The 20295-nt window shown below is 72.6% G+C and carries 20 protein-coding genes; 17 read left to right on the plus strand and 3 right to left on the minus strand.

What is annotated here, in order from left to right; all coding sequences use genetic code 11:
- Positions 1 to 261 precede the first annotated feature (261 nt).
- The 3 genes from ACWGPF_RS00155 to ACWGPF_RS00165 are packed head-to-tail and all read left to right on the plus strand — an operon-like array spanning position 262 to position 3287.
- A complete protein-coding gene (locus ACWGPF_RS00155) occupies positions 262 to 1173 on the plus strand; it encodes a 1,4-dihydroxy-2-naphthoyl-CoA synthase (RefSeq protein ID WP_452330882.1) in 912 nt (303 codons plus the stop codon).
- 4 nt (positions 1174 to 1177) lie between these two features.
- The gene (locus tag ACWGPF_RS00160) at positions 1178 to 2296 is read left to right on the plus strand and encodes an AMP-binding protein (RefSeq protein WP_452330883.1); all 1119 of its coding nucleotides are present in this window, start codon (positions 1178 to 1180) and stop codon (positions 2294 to 2296) included.
- A 37-nt stretch (positions 2297 to 2333) separates the two neighbouring features.
- Positions 2334 to 3287: a 1,4-dihydroxy-2-naphthoate polyprenyltransferase gene (locus ACWGPF_RS00165; RefSeq protein WP_452330884.1), complete on the plus strand. Its 954-nt coding sequence runs from the start codon at positions 2334 to 2336 to the stop codon at positions 3285 to 3287.
- Between the two features lie 18 nt (positions 3288 to 3305).
- Here the strand turns inward: ACWGPF_RS00165 and ACWGPF_RS00170 are convergent, their stop codons facing one another.
- Complete coding sequence (locus tag ACWGPF_RS00170; protein ID WP_452330885.1) at positions 3306 to 3581, minus strand: DUF4229 domain-containing protein; 276 nt, start codon at positions 3579 to 3581, stop codon at positions 3306 to 3308.
- Between the two features lie 78 nt (positions 3582 to 3659).
- On the opposite strand from ACWGPF_RS00170, the gene ACWGPF_RS00175 reads away from it, so the two are divergent.
- From ACWGPF_RS00175 to ACWGPF_RS00225, 11 genes are all read left to right on the plus strand, one after another.
- A complete protein-coding gene (locus ACWGPF_RS00175) occupies positions 3660 to 4046 on the plus strand; it encodes a PLD nuclease N-terminal domain-containing protein (protein ID WP_452330886.1) in 387 nt (128 codons plus the stop codon).
- 1 nt (position 4047) lies between these two features.
- Positions 4048 to 5736 (plus strand): 2-succinyl-5-enolpyruvyl-6-hydroxy-3-cyclohexene-1-carboxylic-acid synthase, encoded by a 1689-nt coding sequence (menD, locus tag ACWGPF_RS00180; RefSeq protein ID WP_452330887.1) that lies wholly within the window; start codon positions 4048 to 4050, stop codon positions 5734 to 5736.
- A 39-nt stretch (positions 5737 to 5775) separates the two neighbouring features.
- Positions 5776 to 6645, plus strand: coding sequence for a polyphosphate kinase 2 family protein (locus tag ACWGPF_RS00185; protein WP_452330888.1), 870 nt, complete (start codon positions 5776 to 5778; stop codon positions 6643 to 6645).
- 28 nt (positions 6646 to 6673) lie between these two features.
- Complete coding sequence (locus ACWGPF_RS00190) at positions 6674 to 7834, plus strand: glycerate kinase (protein WP_452330889.1); 1161 nt, start codon at positions 6674 to 6676, stop codon at positions 7832 to 7834.
- Between the two features lie 20 nt (positions 7835 to 7854).
- Positions 7855 to 8883 carry a LacI family DNA-binding transcriptional regulator gene (locus ACWGPF_RS00195; RefSeq protein ID WP_452330890.1) on the plus strand — a complete coding sequence of 343 codons (1029 nt, stop codon included), beginning with the start codon at positions 7855 to 7857 and terminating at the stop codon, positions 8881 to 8883.
- Positions 8884 to 9028: 145 nt separating this feature from the next.
- Complete coding sequence (locus tag ACWGPF_RS00200) at positions 9029 to 10387, plus strand: ABC transporter substrate-binding protein (RefSeq protein WP_452330891.1); 1359 nt, start codon at positions 9029 to 9031, stop codon at positions 10385 to 10387.
- A gap of 50 nt (positions 10388 to 10437) precedes the next feature.
- Entirely contained in the window at positions 10438 to 11346 is a 909-nt protein-coding gene (locus ACWGPF_RS00205; protein ID WP_452330892.1) for a carbohydrate ABC transporter permease, read from the plus strand.
- 8 nt (positions 11347 to 11354) lie between these two features.
- Positions 11355 to 12278, plus strand: a complete 924-nt coding sequence (locus ACWGPF_RS00210; RefSeq protein ID WP_452330893.1) for a carbohydrate ABC transporter permease — start codon at positions 11355 to 11357, stop codon at positions 12276 to 12278.
- Positions 12279 to 12280: 2 nt separating this feature from the next.
- Positions 12281 to 12883 (plus strand): DUF624 domain-containing protein, encoded by a 603-nt coding sequence (locus ACWGPF_RS00215; protein WP_452330894.1) that lies wholly within the window; start codon positions 12281 to 12283, stop codon positions 12881 to 12883.
- Between the two features lie 70 nt (positions 12884 to 12953).
- Positions 12954 to 14447 (plus strand): arabinosylfuranosidase ArfA, encoded by a 1494-nt coding sequence (gene arfA / locus ACWGPF_RS00220; protein WP_452331041.1) that lies wholly within the window; start codon positions 12954 to 12956, stop codon positions 14445 to 14447.
- 76 nt (positions 14448 to 14523) lie between these two features.
- On the plus strand, positions 14524 to 15768 hold the full coding sequence (locus tag ACWGPF_RS00225; RefSeq protein ID WP_452330895.1) for an FAD-binding protein: 1245 nt from the start codon (positions 14524 to 14526) through the stop codon (positions 15766 to 15768).
- Between the two features lie 145 nt (positions 15769 to 15913).
- On the opposite strand, the gene ACWGPF_RS00230 is transcribed toward ACWGPF_RS00225, so the two are convergent.
- Entirely contained in the window at positions 15914 to 17170 is a 1257-nt protein-coding gene (locus ACWGPF_RS00230) for an isochorismate synthase (protein WP_452330896.1), read from the minus strand.
- 150 nt (positions 17171 to 17320) lie between these two features.
- Here ACWGPF_RS00230 and ACWGPF_RS00235 point away from each other — a divergent pair, with 150 nt between their 5' ends.
- Positions 17321 to 17863 carry a DUF402 domain-containing protein gene (locus ACWGPF_RS00235; protein WP_452330897.1) on the plus strand — a complete coding sequence of 181 codons (543 nt, stop codon included), beginning with the start codon at positions 17321 to 17323 and terminating at the stop codon, positions 17861 to 17863.
- Positions 17864 to 17883: 20 nt separating this feature from the next.
- Here the strand turns inward: ACWGPF_RS00235 and ACWGPF_RS00240 are convergent, their stop codons facing one another.
- Positions 17884 to 18315, minus strand: coding sequence for a DUF1761 domain-containing protein (locus tag ACWGPF_RS00240; protein WP_452330898.1), 432 nt, complete (start codon positions 18313 to 18315; stop codon positions 17884 to 17886).
- A gap of 111 nt (positions 18316 to 18426) precedes the next feature.
- On the opposite strand from ACWGPF_RS00240, the gene ACWGPF_RS00245 reads away from it, so the two are divergent.
- On the plus strand, positions 18427 to 19155 hold the full coding sequence (locus tag ACWGPF_RS00245) for a demethylmenaquinone methyltransferase (protein WP_452330899.1): 729 nt from the start codon (positions 18427 to 18429) through the stop codon (positions 19153 to 19155).
- 67 nt (positions 19156 to 19222) lie between these two features.
- Positions 19223 to 20284, plus strand: coding sequence for a polyprenyl synthetase family protein (locus ACWGPF_RS00250; RefSeq protein WP_452330900.1), 1062 nt, complete (start codon positions 19223 to 19225; stop codon positions 20282 to 20284).
- Positions 20285 to 20295 lie beyond the last annotated feature (11 nt).

Raw genomic sequence — 20295 nt, forward strand, 5'->3', positions numbered from 1 at the left:
CGCTCACTCGGGGCCCGCGCGCTCGCGGGGGGGGTGGGGGGGGGGGGGCGGGCGGGGGGCGCCGCCCACACGTGGGGGGGGTGTGGCGCCCCCCCGCGCGCCCACCCCCGACCCGGTCGCCGCGGAACGCGGCGACCGTGGGCCCCGCCCCGCCCCGCCCCGCCCCGCCCCGCCCCGCCCCGCCCCGCCCCGCCCCGGCCCGCCCCGCCCCGAGGCCTCGCCGCGAACCGCCTCCGCGAGTGCGGGAATAGGCTGGAGCATGTGAGCGACGCCTTCGTATCCGACCTGTTCGATCCCTCCGAGTGGCGGGCGGCTCCCGGGGCGGATGACTACCGCGACATCACGGCGCACGTCTCGACGGATGGCCGCATCGCCCGTATCGCGTTCGACCGGCCCGAGGTGCGCAACGCCTTCCGCCCCGCGACGGTCGACGAGCTGTACCGGGCGCTCGACATCGCCCGCACCGACCCGCGCATCGGCGTCGTGCTGCTCACCGGCAACGGCCCGAGCCCGAAGGACGGCGGATGGGCCTTCTGCTCCGGCGGCGACCAGCGCATCCGCGGACGCGACGGCTACAAGTACTCCGACGACGAGACCTCGGTGACCGACTCCGCACGCGCCGGACGTCTGCACATCCTCGAGGTGCAGCGGCTCATCCGCTTCATGCCGAAAGTCGTCATCGCGGTCGTGCCGGGATGGGCGGCCGGCGGCGGGCACTCGCTCAACGTCGTCTGCGACCTGTCGATCGCGTCGGAGGAGCACGCGCTCTTCAAGCAGACCGACGCCGACGTGGGCTCGTTCGACGCGGGGTACGGCTCGGCGTACTTCGCGCGCCAGATCGGCCAGAAGTTCGCGCGCGAGATCTTCTTCCTGGCCGAGACGTACACGGCGCGGCGCGCGTACGAGATGGGCGCCGTGAACCGCGTCGTGCCGCATGCCGAGCTCGAGCGCGAGGCGATCGCGATGGCGCGCACGATCCTCGGGAAGTCGCCCACGGCCATCCGCATGCTCAAGTACGCGTTCAACGCCGTCGACGACGGGATGGTCGGCCAGCAGGTGTTCGCGGGCGAGGCCACGCGCCTCGCCTACGGGACGGACGAGGCCGTCGAGGGGCGCGACTCGTTCCTCGAGAAGCGCGATCCCGACTGGTCGTCGTTCCCCTGGCACTTCTGAGCGCATGAGGCTCGAGCGGCTCGACGCTGACGACCCCCGCGACCTCCTCCGGGCGCTGCGGGCGGCGCTCGGCGCGGGCCCCGCTGTGGCGCTCGGCGGGGCGGAGGTGCCGGACGAGGTTCCGGCCGGGACCGCCGTCGTGCTCACCACCTCGGGATCGACGGGCGTCCCGAAGAGCGTCGTGCTGTCGCGGCACGCCCTCACGTCGAGCGCCCTCGCGACGGCCGCCCGCATCGGCTCCGGCCGCTGGCTGCTGCCGCTCTCCGGCTCGTACATCGCGGGCGTCCAGGTGCTCGTGCGCGGGCTCGTGCAGGGCGAGGAGCCCGCCGTCGTCTCCGGACGCTTCTCGGCGGCCGCCTTCGCGCATGCCGCGAACGGAATGCACTCGACGCGCGGCGGCGTCGCCGTGCCGCGGTTCACGTCGCTCGTGCCGGCTCAGCTGCAGACCCTCCTCGAGGCGGCGGAGCACGACCGCGCCGTGCAGCGCGCCATCGCCGGGTTCGAGGCGATCCTCGTCGGCGGGCAGGCTCTCCCCGTCGCGGTGCGCGAGCGCGCCGCCGCCCTCGGAGCGCGCATCGTGCGCACCTACGGCTCCACCGAGACGAGCGGGGGATGCGTCTACGACGGGGTGCCGCTCGACGGCGTGCGCGTCGAGGCCGTCGACGGCGAGCTCCGCATCGCGGGTCCGACCCTCGCGGACGGCTACCTCGACGAAGAGCTGACAGCGCGGGTGTTCCCGACGGATGGCGACGGCGCGCGCTGGTATCGCACGGGAGACGCCGGCGCGGTCGACGACGGCTTCGTCTCCGTCACGGGGCGCATCGACAACGTCCTCGTCTCAGGGGGCGTCAACGTCTCGCTCGACCGGGTGGAGCGGGTCGTCCGGGAGCTGCCCGGCCTCGAAGAGGCCGTCGTGGTCGCCGCTCCGCACGAGCGCTGGGGCGAGACGCCCGTCGTCGTCTGCGAGAACGGGGACGAGCGGTCGCTGGCGGCCGTGCGCACGGCCGTCGAGGCAGCCCTCGGGAAGCCGGCACGGCCGTCCCGCGTCGTCGTCGTGGGCGCGCTGCCGCGTCTCGCATCGGGCAAGCCCGACCGTCGGGCCATCCGCGCGCTCGTACGCTGAGCCGATCCATAGCCGCCCGGCTCTAGGATCGAGAGCCGTGGCACAGGCGAAAAAGCGCACGGCGAGAACCAGCGGCAACCCGGCGAAGCGCGGCACGACCGTCGCCCCGCCGCCGAAGCCCGTCACGCTCGGCGACTGGATCGGCGCGGCACGGCTGCGCACCCTGCCGCTCGCGATCACGCCCGTGCTCATCGGCACGGGTGCGGCCGTGCTCGTCGGCGACCTCTTCCACTGGGTCATCGCGCTCGCCTGCCTCGTCGTCGCGGTCGCGCTGCAGATCGGCGTGAACTTCGCCAACGACTACTCCGACGGCGTGCGCGGCACCGACGACCACCGCGTCGGCCCCGCCCGCCTGACCGCCTCGCGGCGGGTGCCGCCGCGATCCGTGCTCATCGTCGCCCTCGCCTTCTTCGGCGTCGCGGCCCTCGCGGGCCTCGCCATCGTCATCCGCACGCAGCAGTGGTGGATGATCGCCGTCGGCGCCGTGTGCATCGTCGCGGCGTGGTTCTACACCGGGGGCAGGCGGCCATACGGGTACAACGCGCTCGGGGAGGTCTTCGTCTTCGTCTTCTTCGGGCTCGTGGCGACGCTCGGAACGACGTGGGTGCAGGCGACCGCGCTTCCGCAGGAGGCGTGGTTCGGCGCGGTGGGGGCGGGGCTCCTCGCATGCGCCGTGCTGCTCGCGAACAACCTCCGCGACATCGATCAGGACCGCGTCGCGGGCAAGCGCACGCTCACGGTGCTCATCGGCCGGCGCGGGACGCAGATCCTCTACACGGCGTTCGTCGTGCTCGCCGTGGCCGTTGCGGTGTACCTCGCGTTCTTCTACCCGATCGCGTGGCTCACGCTGCTCGTGCTGCTCGCCGCCGGCCCCGCGATCGTGATCGTGTGGACGTACCAGACGGCCCGCGAGCTCATCCTCGTGCTGCAGCTGACCTCGCTCACGTCGGTCGCCTACGGCGCCGTCCTCGCCTGGGCGTTCGTCGGCTGATCGAGAGCAGCCGGAGGGTCAGCGGCCCTCGGCCTCGGCGTCCTCCGCGTCGGCGTCGAGCTCGCGCGGGGACTTCGCCTGCTTCTGCTGGCCGCGCTCGTACAGTCTGGTCGAGACGTCCTCGAGCGGACGACGCAGCAGCAGGATCGACAGGCTCAGGCCGATGAGGGCCGCGAACACCGCCGCGAGCCACCACAGGTCCTGGAACACCGGGAAGATCATCATGATGCCGAAGGGCACGAGGAACGCCAGCAGGCGCAGCACGGAGTAGACGACGACCGACCGGATCTTCACGGGGCCATCCTACGAACCGCCCCTGTGCGTCCCCGCCACGCGCAGACTCCCCGCAGGCGCGTTGCCTAGACTGGGGCGATGGCCCGCCTGCTCATCGTCCTCGCGGTCGCCGCCGTCGTCTTCTGGGTCTTCAGCATCGTCGACTGCGCCGTCCAGCCCGCCGCCCGCCACCGCGGCGTGGCGAAGAGCACGTGGATCCTCATCGTCGTCCTCATCCCCGTGCTCGGCGGCGTCCTGTGGTTCATCGTCGGCCGCAGCCGGCCGGGCGGCGCATCCGCCGGCCCCGTCGCGCCAGACGACGACCCGACGTTCCTCGGCAGCATCGGGCGCATCTCCGACCAGGACGAGCGCATCCGCCAGCTCGAGGAGGAGCTCGCGAAGCTCGACGCCGAGGAGCCCTCCGACACGACGGGCGACGAGGAGAAGAAGGACGACGGCGACGCGCGCGACTCCCGGCGCGGCTGACATGGGCATCGACTCGCCGGCGTCGCGCTCCGCGTGGGCGCTGCTGTCGGAGCTCGTCGGCCTGGGCGTGCGCCACCTCGTCGTGAGCCCAGGATCGCGCTCGCAGGCGCTCGCGCTCGCGGCCGCCCGGCTGGAGCGCCAGGGGCGCATCCGCCTGCACGTGCGCATCGACGAGCGGGTCGCCGGATTCACGGCGCTCGGGATCGGACGCGAGACCGGCACCCCCGCCGCCGTCGTCTGCACGTCGGGGACGGCGGTCGCAAACCTGCTGCCCGCCGTGCTCGAGGCCCACCACTCCGGCGTGCCCCTCCTCCTCCTGACGGCCGACCGCCCGCCCGAGCTGCGCGGCATCGGCGCCAACCAGACCACGACGCAGCCCGGCATCTTCGGCGATGCCGTGCGGCTGTCCGTCGACGCCGAGACGCCGACGGGGGCGGATGGCGATGACCGGTCCGCGCGCGATCTCGCCACGCGCGCGTTCGATGCGGCGGCCGGCGCTGACCAGGGCGCCCCCGGCCCCGTCCACCTCAATCTCCCGTATCGCGAGCCGCTCGCGGGCGACCTGCCCGGCGCGGCCCGAGGCGACGTCGATCCGCACATCGACGACGGCCGCTACCGTCCGGTCGTCGAGCGCGCCGTCACGATGCTCGCCCGCGCACCGCGCACGCTCGTGCTCGCGGGGGCGGGCGCGGGGCCCTCCGCCGAGCAGCTCGCCCACGACGGCGGATGGCCGCTCGTCGCGGAGATCGTGAGCGGTGCCCGCTTCGGGCGCCACGTCGTGCACGGCTACCGCGCGGCGCTCGCCGCCCCCGACCTCGGAGGGCGCGTGGAGCGCGTCGTCGTGGTCGGCCATCCGACGCTCAGCCGCGAGGCGACGCGCCTGCTGTCGCGCGCCGATGTCGAGGTGATCGCCGTGCGCGGCCGCGGCGAGGAGCTCGACCTCAACGGCCGCACCCGCGCCGTCGACGCCGTGGCGGTCGGCGAGGGAGACGCCGACCGCGCCTGGCTCGGCGCCTGGATGCGGTTCTCGCACGCGCATGCGCCCGATCTCGACGCGTCGGCGCCCGACCTCGACGGCCTCTCGTCGACCGATCCGCACGTGCGCGCAGACGCCGTGCGCACGGAGTTGGACGCCGTGCGGCGGCCGCTCGACCGCGCCCAGCTCGTGGCCGCGGTGTGGGCGGCGACGTGGCCGCACGACCGGCTCGTGTTCGGCTCGTCGCGCCTCGTGCGGGTCGCGGACGAGGTGCTCCCGGGCAAGAAGGTGCGCGTGCACGCCAACCGCGGCCTCGCGGGCATCGACGGCACGGTCGCCACGGCGACGGGCGTCGCGCTCGCGAGCCAGCTGCCAGGGACGCCCGGTGTCACGCGCGTGCTGCTGGGCGACCTCGCCCTGCTGCACGACGCGGGAGCCCTGCTGCTGCCCGACGGCGAGGACGAGCCGCGCATGCAGATCGTCGTCGGCAACGACCGCGGCGGCACGATCTTCGACGGGCTCGAGGTCGCCGCGACGGCGTCGGAGGAGGACATGACGCGCGTGCAGTACACGCCGCACGCCGTGCGCCTGGAGCAGCTCGCCACCGCCTACGGGTGGGAGCACCGCAGGGTGACGACGCGCGGGGCCCTCGACCAGGCGCTCACCTCGACGGCAGGACGCCGCACCCTCATCGAGGTGCCGCTCGCCCGCTGACCTGGACCGCGGCGTCCGCCGGAGGGCAGGATGGACGGCATGACCGCGAAGAGCCAGGTGAAGTGGACCGACGACGCGCGCACGGCGCTCCGCGCGGGGGAGGGCTTCCGGCTCGCCGACCTCGACCCGGAGTCGACGCCCGGCTACGCGGGCGACAAGAAGGACGGCGCCGTCGATCTCGCGGCAGGGCTCGCCCAGCTCGCCGACCTCCAGGAGCGGCTGTTCGCCGCGAGCCACGCCGGTCCGGGGCGCGACGCCGTGCTCCTCGTGCTGCAGGCGATGGACTCCGCGGGCAAGGGCGGCATCGTGCGCCACGTCGTCGGCGGCGTGGACCCGCAGGGCGTCGAGCTCGCCGCGTTCAAGGCGCCGACCGAGGAGGAGCGCGCGCACGACTTCCTCTGGCGCATCGAGCAGCGCATCCCCCGTCCCGGGTACATCGGGGTCTTCGACCGCTCGCACTACGAGGACGTGCTCATCGGCCGCGTGCGCGAGCTCGCCCCGCCGGAGGAGATCGAACGGCGCTACGGCGCCATCGTCGACTTCGAGCGGAGGCTCGTCGAGGGCGGCACCCGCATCGTCAAGGTGATGCTGCACATCTCGTACGACGAACAGGGCGAGCGCCTCATGGAGCGGCTCGACCGCGCGGACAAGCACTGGAAGTACAACCCCGGCGACGTCGACGAGCGCGCGCTCTGGCCCGCCTACCAGGAGGCCTACCAGACGGTCATCGAGCGCACGTCGACCGACGTCGCGCCGTGGCACGTCGTGCCGGCGAACCGCAAGTGGTACGCGCGCCTCGCGGTGCAGGCGCTCCTGCTCGAGACGCTCGAGGACATCGACCCGCAGTGGCCGGCCGCCGATTTCGACGTCGAGGCCGAGAAGGCCCGGCTGCGGGCGACGATCCGCTGAGGCCTCCCGGATGCGCGAGGATGGGGGCATGGCTCGCATCGTCATCGCACCGGACAGCTTCAAGGGCACGATCGCGGCGGCCGACGTCGCCGCCGCGATCGCCGAGGGATGGGCGTCGGTGCGCCCCGACGACGAGATCGTGCTGCGGCCCATGGCCGACGGCGGCGAGGGCACGCTGGAGGCGTTCGCCGGCGCCTTCCCCGACGCCGTGCGCGTGCCCGTGCGCGTCACGGGGCCGACGGGCTTCGCGGTCGACGCGGCCTGGCTGCGGCTGCCGCCGACGGACGAGGCGCCGGGAGGCGTCGGCGTCGTCGAGCTCGCGTCCACCTCCGGCATCGAGCTCCTGGGCGACGCCCGCCGGCCCTGGGAGGCGTCCACGATCGGCTTCGGCCAGGCGATCGCGGCCGCGCTCGCGGCAGGCGTCTCCCAGCTCGTCCTCGGCATCGGGTCGAGCGCGTCGACGGACGGCGGGACGGGGATCCTGACGGCGCTCGGCGCCCGCTTCGTCGACGCCTTCGAGACCTCGATCGCCCCGGGCGCCTCGGGCCTCGACGACGTCGCGCGCGTCGACCTCTCGGCGCTGAAGGCATTGCCCGTGAACGGCGTGCAGGTGCTGTGCGACGTGACCAACCCGCTCCTCGGCGGGAGCGGGGCCGCGGCCGTCTTCGGCCCCCAGAAGGGCCTCGACCCCGACGGCGTGGTGCGCGCCGACGCGGGTCTCGCTCGGCTCGTGGAGGTGCTGAAGGGGCTCGAGGGCGACAGCCTCCCCGTCGAGATGGCGCGGATGGCCGACCCGGACTCGCCGGGTGCCGGAGCGGCCGGCGGGGCGGGCTACGGCCTGCTCGCGTGGGGAGCGGAGATCGTGCCCGGCGCCGTGCGCGTGGCCGACCTGACGGGGCTCCAGGACGCGATCGCGGGCGCCGATGTCGTCATCACGGGCGAGGGGTCGTACGACGGGCAGTCGGCGGCGGGCAAGGCCCCCGCCCATGTGGCGCAGCTCGCCGATGCCGCCGGCGCGCGTGTCGCGGTCGTCGCGGGGCGCATCGCGGCCGACACGTCGGATCTCGCGCACGCGGTCTCGCTCACGGAGCTCGCCGGGTCGTCGCAGGCGGCGATCGCCGAGCCCGCCGTGCACCTGCGCGCTGCGGGCGCCGCGCTCGCGGGCGCGCTCCTCCCCGAGGCGCGCTGAGCTCCGCCGCGTCGAGGAGGATGCCCGTGGCCGCCACCCTGCGCGACGTCGCCGAGCTCGCCGGCGTCTCGATCAAGACCGTGTCGAACGTCGTGCGCGGGTACCAGCACGTGCGCGAGTCGACGCGGGCGACCGTGCTGGCCGCGATCGCCGAGACCGGATACCAGCCGAACCTGTCGGCTCGCAGCCTGCGGATCGGCCGCAGCGGGGTCATCGGACTGGCGCTGCCCGAGCTCGCGCTGCCGTACTTCGCCGAGCTCGCGGGCGCCATCATCGACGAGGCGAAGGCGGCCGGGGTCACGGTGCTCGTGGAGCAGACGGGGGCCGAGCTCGACGCGGAGCACGGCGTGCTGCGCAGCCCGACCCGCCAGCTCACCGACGGGCTCGTCTTCAGCCCGCTCGCGATGGGGCAGGACGACGCCGACCGGCTCGACGTCGACTACCCGCTCGTCATCCTCGGCGAGCGCATCTTCGACCCCGCCTGCGACCACGTCGTCATGGACAACGTGGAGGGCGCGCGGGCGGCCGTGGCCCACCTCGTCGCGGCCGGCTGCCGTCGGATCGCCGCCGTCGGCGCGCACGTCGGCGAGGAGCAGGGGTCGGCGGCGCTGCGACTGCGCGGCTACCGCGATGCGCTCGAGGAGGCCGGCCTGCCCGACGACGAGGACCTCGTCGGCTACGTGGGCATGTGGCACCGTGTCGACGGCGCGGAGGCCATGCGGGCGCTGCTCGCGCGCGGCATCGAGATCGACGGCGTGTTCGGCATGAACGACACGCTCGCGTTCGGCGCGCTGCGTGCCCTGCAGGACGCCGGGCGCCGCGTGCCGGAGGACGTCCGCGTGATCGGCTTCGACGACCTCGACGAGACCCGCTACACGGCCCCGTCGCTGTCGACCGTCGATCCCGGGCGCCTCGAGATCGCGCGCACGGCCGTCCGCGTCCTCCTCGAGCGGATCGCGGAGCGTGCGGCAGGCGGGGAGCCCTCGGCGCCGCAGCGGTACACGACGGGCTTCCGCATCGTCGAGCGCGAGTCCACCCGCGCGCGCTGATCCCTCCACCGCGCGACCCTTCCCTCTATCGGCAGTTCCGCCGCCCTTGACGGACGGCGAGTACGGCTCTACATTTACAACGTTGGAAATGCTCGCAGTCGAGCACGGAGCGGCGAGGCAGCCGCCAGAGACGAAGGAGGTCGCGATGTCGACGACGTCGATCGCGATCAGGAGGAGGGCGCCGCGGGCGCTCGCCGTGATCGCCGTGCTCACGGCGGCAGCGTCCGCCCTGGGCGCGTGCGCCGCGACGAAGGACCCGGACGCGCTGACGTTCATGTTCCGCGGCGGCCCCGCGGAGGAAGCCGCCTACACGGCCGCCATCGAGCAGTTCGAGGCCGACACGGGCGTCGACGTCGAGATCATCATGACGACCGCCGACGAGTACGCCACGAAGCTGCGCGCCGCGATCGTCGGCGGCCAGGTGCCCGACGTGTTCTACGTCGACCCCGGCAGCGTCGAGGCCTACGTCAACGCGGGCGTCATCCAGGACATCACCGACGAGGTCGAGGCGTCCGACGTCGTCGATCTCGACAACATGTGGGCGTACGGCATCGACTCCTACCGATACGACGGCGACTCGCTCGGGCAGGGGCCGCTCTACGCGCTCCCGAAGGACGTCGGCCCGTTCTCGTTCGGCTACAACGCCACCATGCTCGACGAGGCGGGCATCGAGCGGCCGGACCCCGACGAGCCGTACACCTGGGACGAGTGGATCGAGGTCATGCAGGCCGTCACGAAGGACGTCGACGGCGACGGCGAGCTCGACCAGTGGGGCACGGGGCTCAACGTCGTGTGGAACCTGCAGTCGTTCGCCTGGTCGAACGGCGCCGACTGGATCGACGCGGATGCCGAGACCGTCACAGTCGACACCCCCGAGTTCGCCGAGGCGCTGCAGTTCTTCGCCGACATCCAGAACGTCTACCAGGTGACGCCGTCGGTCGCCGAGGCGCAGACGCTCGACACCTACCAGCGCTGGATGCAGGGCCAGATCGGGTTCTTCCCCGTCGGGCCGTGGGACGTTCCCACATACAGTCAGCTCGACTTCGAGTGGGACCTCATCCCGTGGCCCGTGGGCGCCACGGGCGAGAGCGCATCGTGGATCGGCACTCTCGGCATCGCCGTGTCGGCCTCGACCGCGAACACCTCGGCCGCCGTCGACCTCGCCGCGTACCTCTCCGCCGACCGCGACACGCAGCAGGCACTCGTCGATGCGGGCGTGCAGATCCCCAATCTCATCGACATGGCGGAGGAGTACGCCGCCGACGACTCCACGATGCCCGCCAACAAGCACGAGTTCCTCGACGTGCTGCAAGAGGACGGCCGCGCGCTCCCGGCGACCTACACCTACAACGCGCAGTGGTACGACGAGCTGTTCACGAACATCCAGCCCGTGCTCGACGGCGCCGTCTCGGCCGAGGAGTACCTCGCACAGGCGCAGCCGCGCATGCAGGACTTCCTCGACATGGCCAACGACCAGTCCGAGATGTCGAGGACGGGCGGATGACCGCGACGACCGTCCCGCCCCGTCCCCGCGTCGAACGAAGGAGATCGACCATGACCACGGCCGAACCCGTCCGCAGGAAGAGCCGGCTGCATCGCGGCGAGCACCGGCAGGCCGCGCTGTTCGTCGCGCTGCCCGTGATCGGCTTCCTCGCCTTCGTCGCCTATCCGCTCGTGTTCGCGCTCGTCACCTCGTTCACGAACTGGAACGGCATCACCGCGCCGCGCGCGAACGGCGTCGCGAACTACGCGCGCATGCTCGGCGACGAGTACTTCTGGAAGTCGCTCGGCAACACCGTCTTCCTCATGATCGGCATCCCGATCGGCCTCGTTCTCGCGCTGCTCCTCGCGCTCGCCATGAACCGCCGGATGCGCGGGACGACGTTCTTCCGCACGATCTACTACATCCCGGTGATCTCGTCGATCGCGGCCATCGCCATCCTGTGGCAGTGGGCCTACAACGGCGACTTCGGGCTCGTCAACCAGGCGCTCGCATACGTCGGGATCGACGGCCCGAACTGGCTGCAGAACGCCGCCACGGCGAAGCCCGCGATCATCATCATGGCCGTGTGGAAGGGGCTCGGCTACTCGATGCTGCTCTATCTCGCCGCCCTGCAGTCGGTGCCCCGGCAGCTCTACGAGGCGGCGAGCCTCGACGGCGCGTCGGCCCTCCAGCAGTTCCGCTCCGTGACGGTGCCGATGCTGCGGCCCGTGACGTTCTTCCTCGTCGTGACGAACATCATCGGCGGCGCCCAGATCTTCGTCGAGATCAACATCATGACGCCGACGGGCGGCCCGGAGTTCTCCACCGCGACGATCGTCTGGTACATCTGGCGCCAGGCGTTCGAGTACCTCAACATGGGCTACGCCACGGCGATGTCGATCGTCCTGGGCCTGCTCGTGTTCGCCGTCACGGCCATCCAGTTCGCGCTCAACCGGCGCAACCAGTTCTCGATCGAGTGAGGCCGACGATGACCGCTCTCCAGACTCCGCCCACCACGTCGCCGGTCGCGACGGCCGCCATCGTGCAGCCTTCGCGCACGAGACGGCGACCGCGCCTGTCGCGCCGCTACCGGCTCGGCAACGTGCTCGTGACGATCGTGCTGTCGCTCGGCGGCGTGACGATGGTCGCCCCGCTGCTGTGGATGCTCGCCACCTCACTCAAGACGCGCGAGGCGGTGTTCTCCCTCCCTCCGCAGTGGATCCCCGATCCCGTGCAGTGGGACACGTACGTGCGCGTATGGACCTCGGGACCGCTCCTCACGGGCATCCTCAACAGCGCGATCGTCGCCGTGAGCGTCACGCTCGTCGGTGGAGCGGCGTCGGCGCTCGCCGCGTACGCCTTCGCGAAGATGCGGCTGCCCGGCAAGGGCGCGCTCTTCCTCTCGCTGCTCGCGGCGATCATGATCCCGTTCCCCACGCTCATGATCCCGCAGTTCCAGATGTTCGCCCGTGCGGGCCTCGTCGACACCCTGTGGCCGCTCATCCTGCCGGGCGTCTTCGGGAACATCGTCATGGTGTTCTTCCTGCGCCAGTACCTCGACACTGTGCCCGACTCGATCATCGAGGCCGCCACGATCGACGGCGCTGGCCACTTCTCGATCTTCTGGCGGCTCATCTTCCCGATCATCCGCCCCGCGATCGCGGCCCAGTTCATCCTGTGGTTCATGGGAGTGTGGAACGACTACCTCGCGCCCATCATCTACCTGAACTCGCCCGAAGTGCAGACGCTGCAGCTGGTCATCGCGCGCTTCAACGCGACCTACGCGAGCCAGACCGACTACCCGCTCATCATGGCGGCGTCGTGCATCGCGCTCGTCCCCGTGCTCGCGGTCTTCGTGATCTTCCAGAAGCAGATCATCGAGTCCATCGCGCTCACGGGCTCGAAGGGCTGATCATGGTGATGGCGGATGGCGGGGGCGAGGCGCTCGGATGGACCGGGCGCGTCATGCAGGTGCTCGCGCACGTGTCGAGGCTGCTCGCCGTGCAGGGGCTGTGGGCGCTCGGGGCGCTCGCGGGGCTCGTCGTGCTGGGCGTGCACCCCGCCTCCGTCGCCGCCGTCCGCGCGCTCGAGGCGCCGTCGGGCCTGCTCCGCGCGTTCTGGACGGCGTACCGCGGTGCCCTCGTCCGCGCGAACCTCGTCGGCGCGTGGTTCACCCTCGCGACGGCGCTCGTCATGCTCGAGGTGCTCCTCGTGCCGATGCCCGCCGTCGTGCTCGCGGCCGTGACGGTCGCGGGCGCCGGCGCCCTCGTGGCCGCCGGCTACGCCGTCGTCGCGCAGGCGCGCGTGCCGGCGGCGACAGCCCGTGCCATCCTGCGCTTCGCGCTCCTCGCGCCGTGGACGTCTCCGTGGCGCGCCGTCGGCGTGCTCTCCGTGCTCGCCGCGCTCGCGCTCGCGGTCGCGACGGCACCGGCCGTCGCACTGCTGTTCGGCGCGTCGGCGCCGCTGCTCGTCGCATCGGCGTTCATCGACCCCGTCGTCGCGCGCGCCGCCTGCTGAGCCGTCCGGCTTGACGCGGCGGCGGCGTCCTGCCACTCTTTACATCGTTGAAATGACCCGAAGGGACACCATGACCTCCGCCCGCATCCGCATCGACCCCGACGCCGTGGTCGCGCCCATCGACCGCAGGATCTTCGGCTCCTTCGTCGAGCACCTGGGCCGCTGCGTGTACGACGGCATCTACGAGCCCGGCCATCCCAAGGCCGACGCGAACGGCTTCCGCACCGACGTGACGGCGCTCGTCAAGGAGCTCGGATCCACGACCATCCGATACCCCGGCGGCAACTTCGTCTCCGGGTACCGCTGGGAGGACGGTGTCGGGCCTCGCGACGAGCGTCCGGTGCGTCGCGACCTCGCGTGGCACGCTCTCGAGACGAACCAGATCGGCCTCAACGAGTTCGCGGGCTGGCTGAAGGAGACGGGCAGCGAGCTCATGCTCGCCGTCAACCTCGGCACGCGCGGCATCCTCGAGGCGCTCGATCTGCTCGAGTACGCCAACCATCCCTCCGGCACGGCGCTGAGCGACCTCCGCGCGCAGCACGGCTACCCCGAACCGTGGGGCATCCGGATGTGGTGCCTCGGGAACGAGATGGACGGGCCCTGGCAGACGGGCTACATGACCGCCGACGACTACGGAAAGCTCGCCGCCCGCACGGCTCAGGCGATGAAGGCGGCGCAGAAGGACCTCGAGCTCGTCGTGTGCGGCTCGTCCAGCTCGTCGATGCCCACGTTCGGCGACTGGGAGCGGACCGTGCTCGAGCACGCGTACGACCACGTCGACTACGTGTCGTGCCACGCGTACTACCAGGAGCACGACGGCGACCTCGACTCCTTCCTCGCGTCGTCGCTCGACATGACCTACTTCATCGAGACCGTTGTGACGACCGCCGACGCCGTGGGCCACCGCCGCAAGACCGACAAGAAGATCATGCTGTCGTTCGACGAGTGGAACATCTGGTACCTCACGGAGCACCAGGAGTCCGACGAGGTGAACGAGACGTGGCCGATCGCACCGCGCCAGCTCGAGGACGTGTACTCCGTCGCCGACGCCGTCGTCTTCGGCAGCCTTCTCATGACGCTGCTCGCGCACCACGACCGGGTCCGCTCGGCATCGCTCGCGCAGCTCGTCAACGTCATCGCGCCGATCATGACCGAGCCCGGCGGCGACGCATGGCGGCAGACGACGTTCTTCCCGTTCTCGGTGACGTCGCGGCTCGCCCAGGGCGCCGTGCTGCGGCCGCGCGTCGAGACGCACACCGTGTCGTCGCGGAAGTTCGGCGAGGCGCCCGCGGTCGAGGCCGTCGCGACCCACGGCGACGAGGGCTCCGCGGTGTTCCTCGTGAACCGCTCGCGCGAGGCCGTCGACGTGACGATCGACGTGTCGGGCCTCGGCCGCGGCGCGGTGACCGAGGCCGTGACGCTGTGGGACGACGACGTGTACGCGAAGAACACGATCGACGACCAGGAGCGCGTCGGGTTGAAGCCGCTTGCGGCGTCGCTCTCCGACGGCGTGCTCACGGTGCGCCTCGAGCCCGTGTCGTGGTCGGCGGTCGCGCTGGGCTGAGCGTCGGGAGGTGCGGTCGGGTGAGCGGTCGATAACGCTATACTCACAACAAATGCGGGTGACGAAGGAGACGCGGATGACGCTGACGAACTGGGCGGGCAATGTGCGCTTCGGCGCGGAGCGCGTCGAGACCCCTGCGACCGTCGACGAGGTGCGCGCCGTGCTCGCCGCGTCGCGGCGGGTCCGCGCACTCGGGTCGGGCCACTCCTTCAACCTCATCGCCGACACCGACGGCACGCTGCTCTCCACGGCGCGGCTCGCCGCACCGCCGCGCATCGACGCCGACGCCCGCACGGTCTCGGTCGGCGCGGGAACGCGCTACGGCGATCTCGCGCCTCTGCTCGAGGCCGAGGGATGGGCGCTCGCCAACCTCGCGTCGCTTCCGCACATCTCGATCGCGGGGGCGGTCGCGACCGGTACGCACGGGTCGGGGGATGGCGTGGGCACGCTCTCGTCGGCGGTCGCCGCACTCGAGATCGTCACGCCGGCGGGCGACGTCGTGCGGCTCTCGCGCGGCGACGCCGACTTCGCCGGCGCCGTCGTCTCGCTCGGCGCGCTCGGCATCGTGACCGAGGTCGTCCTCGACATCGAGCCGACCTTCGCCGTCAGCCAGCGCGTGTACGAGCGGCTGCCGCTCGACGTGGCGCTCGCCGAGTTCGATGCCGTCATGGGCGCGGCCTACAGCGTGAGCATGTTCCTGCGCTGGACCGAGCCCGACGTCGTCGACCAGGTGTGGACGAAGGCGCGCGGCGACGCCTCGCCCCGGCTGCCCGGCGGGGTCGCCGAGGCGGCCGAGCAGGTGCACATGCTCGCGGGCGTCTCGCCGGCGGCGACGACGGCGCAGCGCGGCGTGCCGGGTCCGTGGCTCGACCGTCTCGCCCACTTCCGGCTCAGCCACACGCCGTCGAACGGTGCCGAGCTGCAGTCCGAGCTGTTGGTGCCGCGCGCGCACGCCGTCGAGGCGCTGCGCATCCTGCGCGGATACGCCGAGGTGATCGCCCCGCTCATCCAGGTCACCGAGGTGCGCTCGATGAAGGCCGACGATCTCTGGCTGAGCCCCGCGTACGGGACGGACGCGGTGGGCATCCACTTCACGTGGCAGCAGCGCCAGCCCGAGGTCGAGGCCGTCGTCGCGACGCTCGAGGAGGCGCTCGCGCCTCTCGGCGCCCGCCCGCACTGGGGCAAGCTCACGCGGCTCGACCGCGACGCGATCGCCGCCGCGTGGCCGCGCTTCGACGACTTCGCCGCCCTCGCGGAGCGCTACGACCCCGAGGGGAAGCTGCGCAACCCCTTCCTCGATCGCGTGCTCGGCACACCCTGACCCCTACCTCGCCTTCCTCTTCCCCTTCCCCCTCTTCCCCCTCTCTCGCCCAACGGATATCCGTTTGCCGTAAGCACACCTGATTCCGGCTTATCGCGTGGGCTCTCGTCAAAGGGATATCCGTTGGGCGAGGGGGATGTGCGGGCTACGCGAGGGCGTCGATGATGGGGCGGAACTTCACGCGCGTCTCGAGGAGCTCCGCCTCCGGGCGGCTCCCCGCGACGATGCCGCCTCCGGCATGCGCCGTGACGGGGCGCACGTCGCCGTCGGCCGCGCCGATCTGCGCGCAGCGCAGCGCGATCGCCCACTCGCCGTCGCCGGTGCCGTCCACCCACCCGACCGGGCCCGCGTAGCGGCCTCGGTCGAAGGGCTCGAGGCGGCGGATGGCTTCGACGGCAGGCGCCGTCGGGGTTCCGGCCACTGCCGCCGTGGGATGGAGCGCGCGCACCATGTCGAGTGCCGAGCCACCGTTCTCGAGCGTGCCCTCGACATCCGTCGCGAGGTGCCAGACGTTCGGCAGCTTGAGGGTGAACGGCTGCTCGGCCGCGACGAGCTCCGAGGTGTGGGGTCGCAGGGCGGCGAGAACGCTCTCGACGGCGTAGCGGTGCTCGTCGAGGTCCTTCGCGGTCGTCGCGAGCTCGGCCGTGAGCGCCGTGTCCTCGTCGGCGGTGGCGCCGCGCGGTCGGGTTCCCGCGAGCACCCTCGCCGTCACGGTCCCGCCCGACACCGTCACGAGGGTCTCGGGGCTCGCGCCGATGATGCCGTCGACGGAATAGGTCCACGTGTCGGGGTAGCCCTCCGCGAGGGCGCGCACGAGGCGGCGCAGGTCGGCGTGGGCGGGCAGCGTCCCGACGACGTCGCGCGCGACGACGACCTTCTCGAGCTCGCCGTCGGCGATGAGTGCGAGCGCGGCGGTCACGGCATCGGTGTGCGCCGCGGGGTCGAGGAGCCCGGGGCCGAGCGTCGCCGACCAGTGCGTTCCGTACGGGATGGCCGTCGGCTCGGCCGGATCGGGGGCGTCGACGGGGCCGATGACGGTGATCCATCCGCGCCCTCCGCGGCGTCCCACGACGACGCTCGGCACGACGAGCGTGCTGGGCGCGGCGGAGGCGTCGTCGAAGGCGAAGGCGCCGAAGCCGATGAGCCCCGTGCCCGGCAGCCGCACGCCGTCGAGCACGTCTGTGGCCGCCGAGATCCCGCGCCAGACATCCGCGATCGCCTCGAGCCGGTCGTGCTCGCCCACGTCGATGCGCAGCACCTCCGGCCCGATGCCGACGAACCCGTCGCCGCGGCGCAGCCAGACGAGCGGGTCGTCGGGCGCGGCGAGGAGGAGGAGGTCCTCCACGGCGTCGATAGGGCGCGTGACCGCGCGCAGGCGGGGCAGGGAGAGCGGGTCGGACACGGCCTTCAGCCTAGGCCGCGACGCTGGGCGCCCGGCGAGCGCGCCCGCCCGCGCCGCCGTCCCGGGGAGCACCCGCCGCGCCCGGCCCGGGGAGCGCCCCCGCCCCGTCCCGGCCAGCCCAGACCCGCCCCGCGCCCCTAGACTCGGCGGGTGACCGTCGAACGACCCGCCGTGGGGACCCGCCTGCTGTTCCGCTGGAGCAAATGGGACGGCTCGCCGCACTGGGTCCACGAGTGCGTGTACCTCGGATCGGACGAGTGGGGAGACTGGTTCGGACAGCTCCCGGGATGGCGCAGCTCGCGCCCCGGGCGCGACATGGTGCTCCGCGCTGCCTGCGTCGAACTGCTCCCCGCCGGGTCGGGGGAGTGGGTGCTCACGCGCAACGCCCCGCCGTCGACCACGCGCGTCTACATCGACCTCGCCTGGGACGCGCGGTGGGAGGGCGGCGAGCCCACCGCGATCGACATGGACCTCGACGTCGTGCACGCGCTCGACGAGCGGGGCGTGTACGTCGACGACCGCGACGAGTGGGACGAGCATCGCGCGGCATTCGGCTATCCGGCCGGCGTCCAGGAGCGCCTCGAGGCGCGCACCGCCGCGCTGGAGCGCGCCGTCCGCGCGGACGTCGCCCCGTTCGACGATGCGACCGCCGACCACTGGTTCGCCGTACTGCGAGGGCTCGGCCTCGACTGACCGGCTCGCCACGGACGGAGTCAGACGGTTCCCGCGGGCGGCCACACGCCGATGATCAGAGCCATCACGACGACCGTGACGAGCTCATGCGCGATGTTCATCGTCGTGAGCGCCGACGGGCGGCCCTCGAACGCGTCATGGGTGATGAACCGGGCCGCCGTGAGCCCCGCCCAGAGCACGACCGCCGTGCCGACGGCGGAGACGAGGTACGAACCGGCGTAGAAGTGCCAGGCGATCGATGCCGCGCCAGCGAGCACCCACGCCGTGACGAAGCTCACGACGAGCGTCACCGCGATGGGGACGATCGCGGTCGCACCCGGCCGGTCCATGTCGACCTTCGCGAGCTGCGCCCAGCGCGTTCCGAAGACCTTCGGCGTGTACCAGACCGAGCCGACGACCATGCTCGACAGCGTCGCCAGCACGACCGCCCAGTAGTTGATCTCGGGGACCATCAGCGCCTCCTCGGCGACGGGGCGGCCGTCGCGCGGGTCGCCATGTGCCGCGAGCATATCGCCGACCGCCCCCTGTGCGGGCGCGGATCCGGGCGATCTACACTCGACGTGATGAGCGCCGAGAACAACGAGCCGAACCGCGCCGACCTGGGGAAGGACCCCGCCAGGGTCTCGGGGATGTTCGACCAGGTCGCCGCCCGCTACGACCTCACGAACGTCGCCATGACGGTCGGCAACGACGCCCTGTGGCGCGCCGCGACGACGCGGGCCGTGGCGCCCCGGCCGGGTGAGCGCATCCTCGACCTCGCCGCGGGCACGGCCGCCTCGTCGGCCTCGCTCGCTCGCAGCGGAGCGGAGGTCGTCGCCGCCGACTTCTCGCCGGGCATGCTGGCCGAGGGCCGCCGTCGCCACGGAGCCCTCCGCAACCTCCGCTTCGTGGAGGCGGATGCCACCGAGCTGCCGTTCGAGGACGACTCCTTCGACGCCGTGACGATGTCGTACGGGCTGCGCAACGTCAACGATCCGAAGAAGGCGCTGCGCGAGCTCCTCCGCGTGACGAAGCCCGGAGGGCGTCTCGTCATCAACGAGTTCTCGACGCCGCCGAGCCCCCTCTTCCGCGGCTTCTACCGCTTCTACAACGGCACGGTGCTGCCGCGGGTCGCCCGCGTGTTCGGCTCGAACGGCGAGGCCTACGACTATCTCAACGAGTCGATCCGCGACTGGCCCGACCAGGCCACGCTCGCGGGATGGATCCGCGAGGCCGGATGGCAGGACGTCGCGTGGCGAAACCTCAGCTTCGGCATCGTCGCGCTCCATCGCGCGGTGAAGCCCGGGCTCTGAGACCGCCGTTGTCTCGGGCTGAAGAGACCGCGGACGGCGCCCCCGCGGCGGACGGTAGGCTGGGGGCGTGACTCCGAGCCCCTCCGCGCCGGGTTCGCAGCTGGCGAGCCGATTCGGTCTGAGCGACCGCGTGTTCGTCGGACCCGTCGCACGGCGCCTCGCGGCGAAGATCGAGGAGGGCCTCGAGCGCGTCGAGAGCGAGCTCGCCGAGGAGCTGAAGGCCGCAGACCCGCTCGTGGACGCGACGAGCCGCTACCTCTACGAGGCCGGCGGCAAGCGCGTGCGCCCCATGCTCGTGCTCCTCACCGCCCAGCTCGGCGCCGGTGCGACGCAGGCGGTGGTCGACGCGGCCAAGGCGCTCGAGCTCATGCACCTCGGCTCGCTGTACCACGACGACGTCATGGACGGCGCCGACCGCCGCCGCGGCGTGGAGGCGGCCCACCAGGTGTGGGGCAACAGCATCGCCATCCTCACGGGGGATCTGCTCCTGTCGCGCGCGAGCGTCATCATGTCGCGCAACGGCGAGGAGGCCATGCGCCTGCAGTCCGAGACGTTCGAGCGCCTGGTGCTCGGCCAGATGCACGAGACCGTGGGGGCGCAGCCGGGCGACGACCCGATCGACTTCTACATCCAGGTGCTCGCCGACAAGACGGGGTCGCTCATCGCCGCCGCGGCGCGCGCGGGGGCGTTCTTCTCGGGCGCCGACGAGCGCTACGGCGAGCCGCTGCGCGTGTACGGAGAGAAGGTCGGCGTCGCCTTCCAGCTGGCCGACGACGTCATCGACCTGTCCGCGAGCCCCGAGGACACCGGCAAGGTGCCAGGAACCGACCTGCGCGCCGGCGTCCCGACCATGCCGTACCTCCTGCTGGGACGGCGCGACGACGACGCCTCCCGCGACCTGCTCGCGCGCATCGACGAGGGCGTCGCGCGGATCGCCGACGGGGCCGACCCGGCCATCCTCGACGGGCCGCTCGCCGAGCTGCGCGACCACGACGTCACGGAGGCGACGCGGCAGCTGTCGCTCGACTGGACGCGCGACGCCATCGCAGCGCTCGACGCGCTCCCGCGCGGCACGGTGCGCGAGGCGCTGACGCGGTTCGCCGAGAGCCTCGCCATCCGCTCCAGCTGACCCCGGCGGGC

The sequence above is a fragment of the Microbacterium sp. NPDC055683 genome (assembly GCF_053617895.1).

Bases quoted from the DNA above. Each gene is read 5' to 3' on its own strand.
- ACWGPF_RS00175 (WP_452330886.1), top strand. From the start codon at position 3,660: ATGGCCCGCCTGCTCATCGTCCTCGCGGTCGCCGCCGTCGTCTTCTGG.
- ACWGPF_RS00195 (WP_452330890.1), top strand. From the start codon at position 7,855: ATGCCCGTGGCCGCCACCCTGCGCGACGTCGCCGAGCTCGCCGGCGTC.
- ACWGPF_RS00225 (WP_452330895.1), top strand. From the start codon at position 14,524: ATGACGCTGACGAACTGGGCGGGCAATGTGCGCTTCGGCGCGGAGCGC.
- ACWGPF_RS00240 (WP_452330898.1), bottom strand. From the start codon at position 18,315: ATGGTCCCCGAGATCAACTACTGGGCGGTCGTGCTGGCGACGCTGTCG.
- ACWGPF_RS00185 (WP_452330888.1), top strand. From the start codon at position 5,776: ATGACCGCGAAGAGCCAGGTGAAGTGGACCGACGACGCGCGCACGGCG.
- menD (WP_452330887.1), top strand. From the start codon at position 4,048: ATGGGCATCGACTCGCCGGCGTCGCGCTCCGCGTGGGCGCTGCTGTCG.
- ACWGPF_RS00215 (WP_452330894.1), top strand. From the start codon at position 12,281: ATGGTGATGGCGGATGGCGGGGGCGAGGCGCTCGGATGGACCGGGCGC.
- ACWGPF_RS00245 (WP_452330899.1), top strand. From the start codon at position 18,427: ATGAGCGCCGAGAACAACGAGCCGAACCGCGCCGACCTGGGGAAGGAC.
- ACWGPF_RS00160 (WP_452330883.1), top strand. From the start codon at position 1,178: ATGAGGCTCGAGCGGCTCGACGCTGACGACCCCCGCGACCTCCTCCGG.
- ACWGPF_RS00190 (WP_452330889.1), top strand. From the start codon at position 6,674: ATGGCTCGCATCGTCATCGCACCGGACAGCTTCAAGGGCACGATCGCG.
- ACWGPF_RS00210 (WP_452330893.1), top strand. From the start codon at position 11,355: ATGACCGCTCTCCAGACTCCGCCCACCACGTCGCCGGTCGCGACGGCC.
- arfA (WP_452331041.1), top strand. From the start codon at position 12,954: ATGACCTCCGCCCGCATCCGCATCGACCCCGACGCCGTGGTCGCGCCC.
- ACWGPF_RS00205 (WP_452330892.1), top strand. From the start codon at position 10,438: ATGACCACGGCCGAACCCGTCCGCAGGAAGAGCCGGCTGCATCGCGGC.
- ACWGPF_RS00200 (WP_452330891.1), top strand. From the start codon at position 9,029: ATGTCGACGACGTCGATCGCGATCAGGAGGAGGGCGCCGCGGGCGCTC.